The following is a 14947-nucleotide window of genomic DNA, read 5'->3' on the forward strand; positions in this document are numbered from 1 at the left end:
ATTTATCCTATAAAAAAGAGGGGCATTTTTTTATGGGTTGAATTAATTTATACAATAAATCTTCAGAAAATAATAATCAGCAACAAAATGCTGATAATTTTAACGTTAATCCACAACCTCAACAACAAATATCTGGTTACCCAAATGCGAGCGTTATGCCACAACAAAACGTTTTCAATGAAACTGCAACATATCAAAAACAATTATTAGAAAATAAAAATCTATCTGAACCTAATTATAATCCTGCTATGAACTATCAAGATTCAGGATATGAAGGAATACAAAATAATATTAATGTTTACAAGAATGAAGTTTTTGCCCAAGAAAACAACCCTATCCAAAGAAACTATAACCAAACACCTTCTCAACTAGGACAAGATAATATTAATAATCATTATCAAAACCAACAAATGTATCAAAGTAATGCACCAATGCATGTAAACCAACAAATGAACAATCCTGCTGCAATGCGTATGCAACGACCAATGAATCCAGCTTATGGAAACAATCAAATGTATGGACAACACCCAAGAGGTAAAAGAGGTCCAAATAATTATTACCAAGATCAATACTATGAACAAGAATATTTAGATTTTGAAAGTCCAAAACCTATAGATTATGGATATTATGGAAACTATGAACCAAGTTATACACCTGTAAATGGTTATTCACAACAATATCAAAGTCAATATTCAAATCCCTACAACAATAATGTAAACATGGGAATGCCAAATTACGAACAATACCAAGCATATGATCAATATAATGTAAATCCTCAATATAACCAAGCACAATATGCTGGATATAGTGAATCATATTATGGAGGGAATTATGAACAAGGTCATTTAACACCTTCAAATCATTACCAACAATATGAAAGGGAATCATACAAAAAACGTATGAAGCAAGCAAGTATTATTCCTGGCCAAATATCTAAAGAAATTAAAAGTGAAAAATTAAGAAATGCATTTTTAATAATGCTTGGAGTAGTTGGAATTATAATTATGTCAGTAATGTTAGCTGTTTATTATAATACAACTGAAGCTTCTCCAAAATATATGGGAATTAAAAAGAGTGAAGTAATGTATCCGTTCTTTTCAATCTTCTTCCTATTAATTTCAGTTGCATTCTTTGGAATTGGTTGTGCAGATTATGGTCTGTTAATATCAAGTGTTAGAAAATATGAAAATGAATTGTATATGGGAAAAGAAACAATTCCTTTCTTTATAACAAGAAACTACTGTTCATTCATTTCGAGAAGTGTTTATATTAACTGAATTGCTTTTTCAACTTATATTGTTGGAGCAATAAGTTTAGGTATATTATATGGTCTTGAAGCATTACACGAAGCAAATAAAGATAAACCAATTGGATTCTTATTCTGATCTTGACCACCATTAAAATCATTTAAATCAGATATTATTGTAAATATTATTGTTTTATTTTCAATGTTAGGTGCTCATATTATTAACATTATTACAACAAGAAGCCGTAAAAATAATATTATTGGTTACTATGGTTTTGAAATAATTCCTCAACAACAAATAAACGATATACGAAAAAAAGCAAACAGAAGATGTTTAATAATCTTTTTAGTAACATTAGGAATTATATTATTTGCTATAGTAATTCCTTGAATGATTGTAAGAAAGAAAAAAGGTCAATCACTTAAACCATGAAAATCAAATTAGACGAAAGAAAAGTTAAGAGTTTATATGTTCACATTCCTTTTTGTGAACATATTTGCTTTTATTGTGACTTTGTAAAAACAATAAAACCAAAAGATCCAAAAACAATTGATAAATATTTAAATTTATTAGATGAAGAATTAAAAAGTTATAACGATAAACTTGATAATTTACAAACAATTTATATTGGTGGGGGAACACCAAGTTGTTTAAATGCAAAACAAACGGAAAAAATGTGTAAAATTCTACAAAGATATTGTAAAAAGGATTTAGTTGAATACACTATTGAATTAAACCCAGAATCAATTACAAAAGAAAACTTAGAAATTTATAAAAAATATAATATCAATAGACTAAGTATTGGAGTACAAACATTTGATAATGATCTTTTAAAAAAAATAGGTAGAATACATGATAATTCACAAGCAATAGAAAAATATCTTTTAGCAAGAGAAGTTGGTTTTGATAACATAAGTATTGACCTTATGTATAATCTTTTTAATCAAACAAAAGAAAACGTTGAAAATGATTTAAAAATGATAGAAAAATTAAAACCAGACCATATTTCTTGATATTCACTTATTATGAAAGAAAACTCAGTATGAGGAAGACGCAAGTTACAATTACCAGAAAATGATGAACTATTTGATGAAGTTGTAAACGAAGGATTAACTAAACTTGGTTACATTAGATATGAAATATCTAATTATCAAATCAATGGAAAAGCTTCAAAACACAACATCAGTTATTGAGATAACTCATTATTTGTTGGAGTGGGAGTAGGTGCTACTGGTTTTGAAACAATTGATGGAAGTTATTTTTTAACTGTAAATAAGGGTAGTGCTTTAGAATATACAAAAGAATATGAAAAACTATCACTTAAAGATTATTATTTTCAAATAATAATGATGGGATTAAGAATGGTTGAAGGAATAGATTTAACTGATTATATAAACAGAAATGTATTTGATCACTTTAAACCTGTTATTGAACAAAACGTAGAAAAAGGCTTTTTAGTAATTGAAAACGATAGATTAAAATGTTCAAAAAGAGGTTTTGATATTATGAATGAAATACTTATTGATTTTTTAGATTAATAAGTATTTTTTTGTACATTTTTTTGTATTTTATGACGATAGTTATATTGGAGGAGTATAAAAAAATGGTAATAAAAAATATAGAAAATCAAAAATGTCATTATAATCAAAAAGTCTTTTTGGAAAATATCAATGAAATTAATCCAAAACAAAATGAAAACTTATTTAATTTTGATATAGTTGCAAATACTTTTATTTGTAAAAAGTACTATACTTTATTAAATCAATCTATTTCAAGTTTAAACTTTAATTCATTATATAAAAACATGAAAGAAGACTTTTTAGAATATGAAACTTTAGCTCATATTGCAAATGAAATAAGATTACTTACCTACAAGGTTTTTAAAAAGAACTATTATTCAAATCAAATATTTGAAGGTGTTTTAAAAATAAAAAACCTTATTCAGCTATTTTTAAACCAAATAAGATATGATGCAAATATTTGATTAAGGTTAAATAAAAAACAAAGAAAGCAAATAAAAACTAAAGAACAATTAAATTGAAATCTAGTTTTTATGTTGATGGATTTTAGAGTTTTTAACAATTTACCTTATGCTTTAACAGAGTATCAAAGAGATATTTTAAAACAAATATTATCTATAAGAATTTCTGATTCTTTTGAAATGATTAAATCTAAATTATTTAAGATAAGAAACTCTTTTTTAGCTTTAAGAATATTTATGCTTGAAAGAGAAGGTTTAAATGGTAATGACAAAAAATTAAATAAAGAATTTGAAAATCTTATTTTTGCAACAGTTATGCAAATGATAGCAATATTTGTTAGACAAAATATAAGGTTAAATACATTGCATTAAAAAATAGACCAATTGGTCTATTTTTTATTTATCTATTTGTTTTTCGTTAGCTTCGCTATATCTGTTTCCTAAAATTTCAATGCTATCAAGTTTTTCTTGTATTTTTGATAATTCTTCTTTTGTAAAAGTAACTTGAGTTGCAGATAAATTTTCTTCTAAACGATGTAATTTTTTTGTTCCTGGAATTGGAACTATTCAAGGTTTTTGAGCCATTAATCAAGCTAAAGCAATTGCAGCTGGACTAGTTTGTTTTTCAGCAGCTATTTCTTTAACTAAATCTACAAGTTTAAGATTGGCTTCAAAATACTCTGGATTATTAAATCTTGGAGAAGTTAATCTAAAGTCATTTTTTTCAAAGACAGTGTCTTTTGTAATAGTCCCTGTTAAAAAACCTCTACCTAAAGGACTGAAGGGAACAAAACCAATGTTTAACTCTTCTAAAGTAGGCAAAATTTCTTTTTCAACTTCTCTAAAAAACATAGAGTATTCACTTTGAAGAGCAGTTAATGGACAAATTGCATGTGCTTTTCTTATGGTTTTAGCAGAAGCTTCACTTAAACCTCAATATCTAACTTTACCTTGTTCTATCATTTTTTTCATTTCTTGTGCAACATTTTCTATTGGTGTTTCTTTATCAACTCTATGTTGATAGTAAAGATCAATATAATCTGTTTGAAGTCTTTTTAAACTTCCTTCTAATGCTCTTTGCATATTTTCAACACTGCTGTCAACTCCAATTACTTGGTTTCCATCATATTTGAAACCAAATTTTGTAGCAATAATTACTTTATCTCTAAAGTCTTTTACAGCTTCTCCTAAGATTTCTTCGTTATTAAAAGGTCCATAAATTTCTGCTGTATCAAAGAAAGTAACGCCTCTCTTATAAGCTTCTCTTATAAATTCTATAGCTTCTTGTTTTGTTGGAAATGGGGGTAGAGAAAAGCTCAAACCCATACATCCAAGACCTAGTTCTGAAACTTCTAAGTCTTTTCCTAATATTCTTTTTTTCATATAAATTCCTTTCAAGTATTGTTTAAATACACTCTTATTATAGTTGCTTAGAGTAAGGCTAATGCAAGTAAAAAAAGTAAAAAATTTTAAATTTTTTAGCACTTACCACTTGACATTGCTAAAACAAGTTGTATTATATTAAAGATTAGCAATTAAGAGTATAGAGTGCTAATCAGGAGGAATATATTATGGACTTTACACAAAAACCAGATCCACTAAACGATCCAGAAATACTTTCAAAATACACAAGAGATTTAACTCAAGATGCCAAAGAAGGTAAAATAGACCCAATCATTGGTAGAGATGATGAAATTATGAGAGTTATAAGGATTTTAAGTAGAAAAACAAAAAACAACCCAGTATTAATCGGGGAACCTGGGGTAGGTAAAACAGCTATCGCAGAAGGATTAGCTCAAAGAATCAACAAAGGAGATGTTCCAAGTGTTCTAAAAAACAAAAGAATTTTAGAATTAGACATGGGAAGCGTAATGGCTGGAGCAAGCTTTTTAGGAGATTATGAAGCTAGAATTAAAGGAATAGTAAATGCTATTCAAAAAGAAAATGGAGAAGTAATTCTATTTATTGATGAATTACATCTAATTGTTGGAGCAGGAAAAACTGGTAACGGGGGAGGAATGGACGTTTCTAACCTATTAAAACCAGCTCTTGCTAGAGGGGGATTAAAAGCTATTGGTGCTACAACTTTAAAAGAATATAGAGAATATATTGAAAAAGATGCAGCTTTAGAAAGAAGATTTCAAAAAGTTTATGTTTCAGAACCTACAGTTGATGAAACAATATCAATTTTAAGAGGGTTGAAAGATAAGTTTGAAACTTATCATGGAGTTAGAATTCATGATAACGCATTAGTGGCTGCAGCTGAGCTGAGTGATCGATACATAGCAGATAGATTCTTACCTGATAAAGCAATTGATTTAGTTGATGAAGCAAGTGCAACTATTAAAACAGAACTTGCTTCAGTTCCAACTGAACTGTATCAAATTAATAGAAAAGTTATGCAACTTGAAATTGAAAGAGCTGCTTTATCAAAAGAAACTGATGAAAAATCTCAAGAAAGATTCCAAGCAAACGAAAAAGAATTATTTAATTTAAAAGAAAAACAAAGAGAATTCAATGAAAAATGAGAAGCAGAGAAAAAAGATCATGAAAAAATAAATCAATTACGTTCAACAATGGACCAATTAAAAACTGAACTTGACCAAGCTCAATCAGAAGGTAAATATGAAAGAGCTGGAGAAATTCAATATTCATTATTACCAGTAATTGAAAAACAATTAGAACAACAAGAGAAAAAAGATGAAAATAAATTAATGTCAGAAGAAGTAACTGAAAAAGAAATTGCTTCAATTATTGGAAGATGAACTGGAATTCCAGTTGAAAACCTAATGGAATCAGAAAAACAAAAACTATTAGGTCTTCCAACTAGCTTGAAAAAAATGGTTAAAGGTCAAAATAATGCCATAAGTGCAGTTAGTGATGCTATTTTAAGAAGCAGAAGTGGAATTAAAGATCCTTCAAAACCAATTGGAAGTTTCTTGTTCTTAGGACCAACTGGGGTTGGTAAAACTGAAGTTGCAAGAAGTTTAGCAAAAACTTTATTCAATAGTGAGAAAAAAATGATCAGATTAGATATGAGTGAATTTATGGAAAAACAATCAGTATCTAAATTGATAGGTTCTCCTCCAGGATATGTTGGTTATGAAGAAGGTGGAAGACTTACAGAAGCTGTAAGAAGAGCGCCTTACTCAATAGTTCTATTTGATGAAGTTGAAAAAGCTCACCCAGATGTATTTAACGTATTGTTACAAATTCTAGATGATGGAAGAATTACAGATTCACTAGGAAAAACAATTGACTTTAAAAACACAATTATTATCATGACTTCAAATATTGCAGCAGATTACTTGATGACAACTGAACCTGAAATGATTGATGAAAAATACATTGAAGATCAATTGAAAAAATTCTTTAGACCAGAGTTTATCAACAGAATTGATAACACAATTATCTTTAACCCACTTTCAAAAGAGGTTGTAAGAGAAGTTGTTGAAAAAACATTAGGTGAATTAAAACAAAGAATTGAAGAAAACGGTGAATATATCATAAACTTCTCAAATCAAACAATTGATAAAATTGTCAAAGAAGGTTATGATAGAGAATTTGGAGCAAGACCTATAAAACGTTATATTGAGAAAAATATTGAAACTATAATTGCCAGAAGCATTGTTGCAAATGAAATCGAACCAAAAAGAAATTATGTTTTAGATGTTGATGGTAAAAATTTTGTATTATCAACTTCAAATAAATTAAATTAGCACTTGATTAATTAGAGTGCTATTGATAAACTAAAAATGAATTGTTTAGGAGGAAAATATGCTAAGCAAAAGACAAGAAATGATTCTTCAAGCTATTATTGAAGAATACATTAAAACAGCATCTCCTGTGGGTTCAAAAAGAATTCAAGAAGTAATATCTATGGATGTTTCTTCTGCAACAATTAGAAATGAATCAGCTTTTTTAGAAGAAACAGGATTTCTAGAAAAAGCTCACACTTCTTCAGGAAGAGCTCCCTCTACCAAAGGTTATAGATATTATGTTGATAACCTAATGAAGTCAAATGACATGGAAGAGGCAAAAAAACAAATTGATGAAATCTTTAAAAAAAGGGGATCTACAATTGATCAAGTTTTGGAAGAAACATCAAGAATTCTAAGTGAAATGACCAATTTGGCAGCGGTTGTTTCTAGAGAAAACTCAAATGAAGAGGTTAAATTATCAAGAGTAGAATTGATTCCATTATCAAGTGAAAGTGCTGTGGTTCTATTTGTTTTATCAAATGGTCAAATAGAAAACAAAGCAATGAATTTAGATACAGTCACATTAGAAGAATTAAAAATTTCAATTGACTTATTCAATGATAGGCTTAAGGATTCAAAACTTTCAGAAATTGAATTCAAATCTCAAGCAATAGTACCAGTATTAAAACAACAAGTAAAAAAATACGAGTTTGTCTTACAAACATTTGTGAATGCTTTACTTCATACTGGTTCTCCTCAAGCAAAAACTAGTGGTGTTAAATATTTATTACAAAACCCTGAATTCAATGATCCTGAAAAAATCAAAAAGATTATTGAGTTTATGGAAACTGCATCACCATTTGCTTGATTCAAATCTCAATCAAACAGTAACAATAAAGCAGCTGTTGCAATTGGATTTGAAACAGGTATTGGAAATGATGACATTGCAGTTGTGGGAACTAACTTCCCCACAGAAGGTGGGGGAAAGGGAACTTTAGCGTTAGTTGGTCCTAAAAGGATTCAATATGATAAAGTTTCAGATTTATTGGAATGAATAAGTCAAAAAATTGAAGACAAATTTAACGGAGGAGAATAAAAATGAACAATGATAGAAATAAAGAAATATTAAATCTCTTCGATGAGGTAAAAAAGGAATTAAATGTTGAACCAAGAAAAGAAGATGATACTTCTGAATTAAAACCAGTAGAAAAATTAGAATTAGAATTTGCAAATCTAGTTGATCAGGTTTCAAAATTAGAAGAAGCAAGATTGATAGCTGTTGCAGATAATCAAAACACTGTAAAAAGATTCCAAAACGAATCAATGTTAGTTAGAAAATATGGTGGAGAAAGATTGGCAACTGATTTAATACCAGCTATTGATATGTTTAGAGGAGTATTAAAAAATGGTTCAGAAAATCCAGAAATTAAAAATTATTTAATGGGATTTGAAATGATAATTAACCAAATAGACCAAGCACTTGCAAATTCTGGAGTAAATATGATCGTTACAAAAATTGGTGATGATTTAAATCCAGAAATTCACAATGCTATTGAGCAAGTTGATTCAGAAGAATTTGGAACAGGAAAAATTGTTTCAATTATATCAAATGGTTACAAATTACACGATAGAGTAATCAAACATGCAGCTGTTAAAGTTGCGAAATAATAAATTTTAGAAATATTAGAAAGAGGTATTTATTATGGCAAAAGAAAAAATCATAGGAATAGACTTAGGTACAACTAACTCAGTTGTAGCTATTATGGAAGGTGGACAACCTTTAGTTTTAGAAAATCCAGAAGGACAAAGAACAACTGCATCAGTTGTTGCATTCAAAAATGGAGATATTATTGTTGGGGGAGCTGCAAAAAGACAAGCAGTAACAAACCCAAACACAGCAATTTCTATTAAACGTGAAATGGGAAATGCTTACAAAGTTAATTTAGAAGGTAAAGATTATACACCAGAACAAATTTCTGCAGAAATTTTAAGATATATGAAAAAATATGCAGAAGATAAATTAGGAACAAAAGTTACAAAAGCTGTTGTTACTGTTCCTGCATACTTTAATGATGCTCAACGTAAAGCTACAAAAGATGCTGGTAAAATTGCTGGTTTAGAAATTGAACGTATTATTAACGAACCAACAGCTGCAGCATTAGCTTATGGAATTGACAAACAAGATAAAGAAATGAAAGTATTAGTTTACGACTTGGGAGGAGGAACATTTGACGTTTCAATATTAGAACTTGCTGATGGTACTTATGATGTTCTTTCAACTTCAGGAGATAACAAACTTGGAGGAGATGATTTTGACGAAAAAATCATGGACTGAATCGGAGAACAAATTAAAAAAGAATTTAACATCGATCTTTCAAAAGATAAAATGGCTTTACAAAGATTTAAAGATGAAGCTGAAAAAGCAAAAATCAACTTATCAAGTCAAGTTGAAGTTGAAATCAACTTACCATTTATCGCAATGAATGAAAATGGACCAGTTAACTTCAGTGCTAAATTAACTAGAAGTGAATTTGAAAAAATGACTAAAGATTTAGTTGAAAGAACTAGAAAACCAGTTGAAGATGCTTTAAGTGAAGCAAAATTAAAAGCAATTGATATTGACCAAGTATTATTGGTTGGGGGATCTACAAGAATTCCTGCAGTTCAAACTTTAGTAAAATCATTATTAGGTAAAGAACCAAACAGAACTATTAACCCAGATGAAGTTGTTGCTATGGGAGCTGCAATTCAAGGAGGAGTTCTTGCAGGAGATGTAACTGATGTTTTATTACTTGACGTTACTCCTCTAACTTTAGGGATTGAAACAATGGGTGGAGTTATGACACCATTAATTACAAGAAACACAACAATTCCTACAGAAAAATCACAAGTATTTTCAACAGCTGCAGATAACCAACCAGCAGTTGATATTAATGTTTTACAAGGTGAAAGACCAATGGCTTCAGATAACAAGTCTCTAGGTCAATTCCAATTATCAGGAATTAAACCAGCTCCAAAAGGAGTACCTCAAATTGAAGTTACATTTAAAATTGACGTAAACGGTATTGTATCTGTAACTGCAAAAGATAAAGAAACAAATGAAGAAAAAACTATTACAATTTCAAACTCAGGAAGCTTAAGCGATGCTGAAATTGAAAGAATGGTTAAAGAAGCTGAAGAAAATGCAGAAACTGATAACAAAAAACGTAAAAATATTGAATTAAAAAATAAAGCAGAAACTTACTTAAATGTAATCGAAGATTCATTAAAAGAAGAAAATGCACAAGTTACTGATGAACAAAAAAAACAAACTGAAGAACTTGCAAAAGAAATTCGTGAATTAATCGCTGGTGAAAAATATGATGAACTAGAGAAAAAAATGAACGAATTAGAACAAGCTATGAAAATGGCTTCAGAAATGGCAGCAGCACAAGCTAATGCACCAAAAGAAGAAAAAACTGAAGAAAACAAAGAAGAATCTTCAGAAGAAAACAAATAATTTAAAAAACAACTAAAAATTAGTTGTTTTTTCTAGACTAAATAGAAAGCGAGGTGAATTTATGGCTAATAAGAGAGATTATTACGAAATTCTTGAAGTTGATAAAAATGCAACTGAAGATGAAATAAAGAAAGCGTATCGTAAATTAGCTAAAAAATATCACCCAGACGTTAGCAAGGAACCTGATGCAGAAGAAAAATTTAAAGAAGCAACAGAAGCTGCAGAAGTTCTTTTAGACGCACAAAAAAGAAAACAATATGATCAATTTGGTCATGAAGGGCTTTCTGGAATGGGTCAAGGATTTGGTGGATTTAGCGGATTCGAAGACTTCTTCTCTGGAATGGGAAGCGGTGGAGGAGGAGATTTCTTCTCAGACATTTTCTCAAACATTTTTGGAGGAAGAAGAAGTTCTGGATTTGGGGGTTCTAAATCGTCAGGACCATCACGTGGAAAAGATATTATAATTGATCTTGATTTAACACTTGAAGAATTTTTAAATGGTGTAGATAAAGAAGTTGAATTAAATATTGTTTCAAAATGTGATGGTTGTGATGGAGTAGGAGCAAGTGATCCAAAAGATGTTGTAACTTGTGACGTATGTAAAGGTCATGGAGTTGTAACAGTACTTCAAGATGCTGGATTTGCAAAATTCCAATCTCAACAAACTTGTCCTAAATGTAAAGGAAAAGGAAAAGTTATTACAAATCCTTGTCATAAATGTAAAGGAGAAGGATTTAAAACTAAAAAGGAAAAAGTTGTATTACCAATTCCAAAAGGATTGAGTCCTGAACAACAAATTCTTTTAAGAAATGCAGGAAACCACAGTAAAAATGGTGGTGAACGTGGTCATATATATGCAAATGTTTACTACAAAAAAACAGGTCAAGTTGAAATTGTAAATCAATATGATATTAAAGCTCAATTTAATATAAGTTATTTAGATGCATTACTAAAAAATGATATACAAGTTGACACTTTAGATGGACAAATTACAGTTAAATTACCAAAACATTTAAAAAACGGAGATAACATTGTGGTAAAAAACCACGGTCTATACAGTGGGGTTAAAGCTCACAAACGTGGAGATCTGTTATTAAAAGTTAATATAGTAATACCTGACAAAATTACAGATGCTGAAAAAGCGGCATTTGAATTAATCGAAAAAGGTACAGACTTTAAACCAGAAAATGATTTTAGAAAGTAAACTTTATTAAAAGTTTACTTTTTTTATTTAAGAATGAAAATTAAGGCATTTAGGTTATTTGTTATCGCCTAGAATGTTGTATAATTTAATAATGGGGGTAAAGACTAATGGCAGACAAAATTAGAATTTTAGAAATAGATAAATCTAGAAGAAAAGAAGTTGAGTCTAAAGATGGTAAAAAATCATTTAAACCAGTTGAAGATCTTTGATATGATGATACAACCACTTTAACAAATACTTTAGAATTTGACAAAACCATAGCAGTTAAACCAACTGGTAATTCAAAAATTACATTAGTTCAAAATGCAAACTCCCATTTTTTTAAACAAAAAAACAATGATGAAATAGCTTTTGATAAGTCAGATCTTGAAAATAATGATTTTGAAGGAATAAACATAGTTGACAGAAGAATCGAGAGAAGAAAAAGTCAATTACCTGATGAAATTATAAAATTAAGAGAAATGTCTTATAGAAAAGAACAAGCAAGTAAAGAAGAGTTATTAGATAAGTTAAATGTTGATTTAAAGTTAAAAAATAACTTTAAAAATTACAATTTAACTTCAAGTGATGGACAAAAACCAACAAAACCAACAAGTTCTGTAACTTTAGAAAAAGATTATCTAAATAAGGAAATCTATAATAGTGAAGCTTATAAAAAAAGAGCTGATGAATTGCGCGAAAGCCCTTTAAATAGTTCAAAAGTTAATGAACCAATTGTTCCAAGAGAACGTTTAAAAGTTATGGATGAACCAACAGTTACAAACGAGGTATTTAGAACAAAAGAACCAGATGAATTACAAAAATTGGTTCCAACAGCTAAACCTTTTTCACCTGATTCAATAGCAGTAGAGGAAAGTAAAGCCTTATTGCAGGAATTGGAAACAATGAATCATAAAAAACATGAAATTGTGCCTAAAACTTATGAGAGAAGTTTTTTTGCACCAGAAATGGTTGATGTTGAAGAGGAATTTTATGCACCTTCTAAGTATGAAAAACACGAATTAAAAGGTATTTATTCTGAAAACAAGGGAGTTAATTTTCTTTCGCCCTCATCAAGCTCAAATAGAGCGCAAAGTAGTGCTTTTGGTAGTGAATTTGATTCAATGAATAAATCTGTTATTAAAAAGAACAGTGAAATTTCAAAATTTGAAGAAAGTATGTACTCAACACCAATTGTTGAAAATTATGATTATACATTAGATGGTCAAACTGATGATCTAGAAAGAGTAATTAATGATTTAGAATTTGGAAGTACAAAAATCAAAGAACAAAGTTCATATTTTGATAAAGTTTCTGGTGAAACTACAATGTTGGTTAATAAATTAGCTGTTGGAGCAAAAGAAATTAAAAAACTTAATTTAAGTGCTTCAAAGTTTGATGATTTTGAAAGTTGATTTAATAGTTCTAAGGATGTAACTAAACTTGCAAAACTTGCAAAAAAAGAAAAAAGAAGAATGTTAAAAACTTCAAAAGGAAAATAGACATGAAAAATAAAAAAGTAATAGTAGGGATGAGTGGAGGAGTTGACTCATCAGTTTGTGCTGCACTATTAATAGAACAAGGTTATGAAGTTGAAGGTTTATTTATGAGAAACTGAGACAGCAATCTTAATAATGACATTTTAGGAAATAGACTTGATAGCGAAGTATGTCCTCAAGAGTTAGATTATATAGACGCACAAAAAGTTGCAGAAAAATTAAACATAAAATTACATAGAGTAGATTTTATTAAAGAATATTGAGATTATGTTTTTGAATATTTTGTAGATGAATACAAAAAAGGAAGAACTCCAAATCCCGATATTTTATGTAATAAATATATTAAGTTTGATAAATTTTTAAACTATGCAATAAATGAACTTAAAGGTGATTTTATTGCAATGGGACATTATGCGGGAGTTAGATTTAATAATGATTTAAACTTATACGAAATGATTCGTGGAGTTGATAATAATAAAGATCAAACTTATTTCTTGTGTCAATTAACACAAGAAATGCTTTCAAAAACAATGTTTCCACTTCAAAATTTTCAAAAATCTGAAATTAGAGAAATTGCAAAAAAATATGACCTAATTACAGCTGAAAAAAAAGATTCAACAGGAATTTGTTTTATTGGTGAAAGAGATTTTACTAAATTCTTACAAAATTACATTCCAAACCAACCTGGAAAAATTATAGACATAGCAGACAACAAAGTTCTTGGAGAACATATTGGAGTTATGTACTACACAATTGGACAAAGAAAAGGTTTGAATTTAGGTGGACAAAAAGAACCTTATTATGTTGCAAAAAAAGACATAGAAAACAAAATACTTTATGTTTCTAAATTTAGTGATGAAAGTTATTTAAAATCAAAAAAATGTATTGTAAGTGATTTTAATTTTATAGGAAACATTTCAAAATATTTTAAAGAAAATGAATTTGAATGTAGTGCAAAATTTAGATACAGACAACCTGATGTACCAGTTAGAGTAAAGTTATTGAGCGAAAACGAAATAGAGATCACTTATTTACAAGAAGTTAGAGCAGTTACTGAAGGACAAGAAGCAGTTCTTTACTTAAATGAAGTTTGTTTAGGTGGGGGAGTTATTGATAAAGTTATAAGTTAATTAGTAAATTTTAAAAATATAGGTTAAAATCAAGTTGATAAAAGGAGTGATTCTATGTTTGGAAATAGTGGGTCAACTACATATATAGTTATTGGAATAGTAGTTTTAATATTATTAGTATTTGTAGTAGTATCTTCAATTACAAGTAAAAAAGCTCAGAAAAAAGAACAAGCAAAACGTAAAAAGGTTGTTAGAGATGAAATTAAATTATTTTTAGCAAAAACTCAAAACCAAAAAAATATCACAATAGATTATGAAAAAGTTTATGCAAGAAAAGGTGCAGAATACAAATATAGAGATGTATTTGATGTTGTTGTACAAATAATTGAACCAAAAACAGCACAAGTTAAAGAAGTTAAAGCTTATGAAGTTGAAGGTATCACAACTAGAGTTGATAAAAAGAATTACACAACTGCATGACAAGTTAATAAAGAATTAGATTTAGAAGAAACAAAAAAACGAATTGCTGTAGCTGAGAAAAAAATTAAACTTTCAAAAGAAGAAAGAAGACTTATGAAAGTGGAAGAATCTTCAAGAGAAAAAGAATTGAAGATTCAACAAAAAGAAGAAATTAAAGAAATTAAGGCCAAAAAAGTTGAAGCCAAAAAAGATAAATCAAACAGAATTGATGAAGCTGTAAAAATGACAGCTGTCAAATTTGTTCCAAGAAGAAACAAATAACATATTTTGTAAAAATATGTTTTTTT

General features: G+C 28.7%; 12 protein-coding genes. 11 read left to right on the plus strand and 1 reads right to left on the minus strand.

The genetic code is table 4. The annotated features are described in order from the left end of the window. Positions 1–32: 32 nt before the first annotated feature. The 3 genes from SCHIN_RS02525 to SCHIN_RS02535 all read left to right on the plus strand — a co-directional run bounded on the left by SCHIN_RS02525 (position 33) and on the right by SCHIN_RS02535 (position 3600). On the plus strand, positions 33–1691 hold the full coding sequence (locus SCHIN_RS02525; protein ID WP_166508069.1) for an MSC_0882 family membrane protein: 1659 nt from the start codon (positions 33–35) through the stop codon (positions 1689–1691). Beyond that, positions 1676–2785, plus strand: coding sequence for a radical SAM family heme chaperone HemW (gene hemW / locus SCHIN_RS02530; RefSeq protein ID WP_166508070.1), 1110 nt, complete (start codon positions 1676–1678; stop codon positions 2783–2785). The genes SCHIN_RS02525 and hemW overlap by 16 nt, the downstream gene beginning before the upstream one ends. A gap of 65 nt (positions 2786–2850) precedes the next feature. Then, positions 2851–3600, plus strand: coding sequence for a hypothetical protein (locus SCHIN_RS02535; protein WP_166508071.1), 750 nt, complete (start codon positions 2851–2853; stop codon positions 3598–3600). Between the two features lie 24 nt (positions 3601–3624). Here the strand turns inward: SCHIN_RS02535 and SCHIN_RS02540 are convergent, their stop codons facing one another. Further along, positions 3625–4611 carry an aldo/keto reductase gene (locus SCHIN_RS02540; protein WP_166508072.1) on the minus strand — a complete coding sequence of 329 codons (987 nt, stop codon included), beginning with the start codon at positions 4609–4611 and terminating at the stop codon, positions 3625–3627. Between the two features lie 188 nt (positions 4612–4799). Here SCHIN_RS02540 and SCHIN_RS02545 point away from each other — a divergent pair, with 188 nt between their 5' ends. The 8 genes from SCHIN_RS02545 to SCHIN_RS02580 all read left to right on the plus strand — a co-directional run bounded on the left by SCHIN_RS02545 (position 4800) and on the right by SCHIN_RS02580 (position 14921). Then, positions 4800–6947: an ATP-dependent Clp protease ATP-binding subunit gene (locus SCHIN_RS02545; RefSeq protein ID WP_166508073.1), complete on the plus strand. Its 2148-nt coding sequence runs from the start codon at positions 4800–4802 to the stop codon at positions 6945–6947. 58 nt (positions 6948–7005) lie between these two features. Next, positions 7006–8025 (plus strand): heat-inducible transcriptional repressor HrcA, encoded by a 1020-nt coding sequence (hrcA, locus tag SCHIN_RS02550; RefSeq protein WP_166508074.1) that lies wholly within the window; start codon positions 7006–7008, stop codon positions 8023–8025. A gap of 2 nt (positions 8026–8027) precedes the next feature. After that, on the plus strand, positions 8028–8597 hold the full coding sequence (locus SCHIN_RS02555; RefSeq protein WP_166508075.1) for a nucleotide exchange factor GrpE: 570 nt from the start codon (positions 8028–8030) through the stop codon (positions 8595–8597). A 34-nt stretch (positions 8598–8631) separates the two neighbouring features. After that, positions 8632–10428, plus strand: coding sequence for a molecular chaperone DnaK (gene dnaK / locus SCHIN_RS02560; RefSeq protein ID WP_166508076.1), 1797 nt, complete (start codon positions 8632–8634; stop codon positions 10426–10428). A 61-nt stretch (positions 10429–10489) separates the two neighbouring features. Then, on the plus strand, positions 10490–11632 hold the full coding sequence (locus SCHIN_RS02565; protein WP_166508077.1) for a DnaJ C-terminal domain-containing protein: 1143 nt from the start codon (positions 10490–10492) through the stop codon (positions 11630–11632). Positions 11633–11739: 107 nt separating this feature from the next. After that, positions 11740–13113 (plus strand): hypothetical protein, encoded by a 1374-nt coding sequence (locus SCHIN_RS02570; RefSeq protein ID WP_166508078.1) that lies wholly within the window; start codon positions 11740–11742, stop codon positions 13111–13113. Between the two features lie 2 nt (positions 13114–13115). Further along, positions 13116–14240 carry a tRNA 2-thiouridine(34) synthase MnmA gene (gene mnmA, locus SCHIN_RS02575; protein WP_166508079.1) on the plus strand — a complete coding sequence of 375 codons (1125 nt, stop codon included), beginning with the start codon at positions 13116–13118 and terminating at the stop codon, positions 14238–14240. Between the two features lie 54 nt (positions 14241–14294). After that, the gene (locus SCHIN_RS02580) at positions 14295–14921 is read left to right on the plus strand and encodes a hypothetical protein (protein ID WP_166508080.1); all 627 of its coding nucleotides are present in this window, start codon (positions 14295–14297) and stop codon (positions 14919–14921) included. Positions 14922–14947 lie beyond the last annotated feature (26 nt).

The sequence above is a fragment of the Spiroplasma chinense genome (assembly GCF_008086545.1).
In the GTDB taxonomy this organism is placed as follows: domain Bacteria; phylum Bacillota_I; class Bacilli_A; order Mycoplasmatales; family Mycoplasmataceae; genus Spiroplasma_A; species Spiroplasma_A chinense.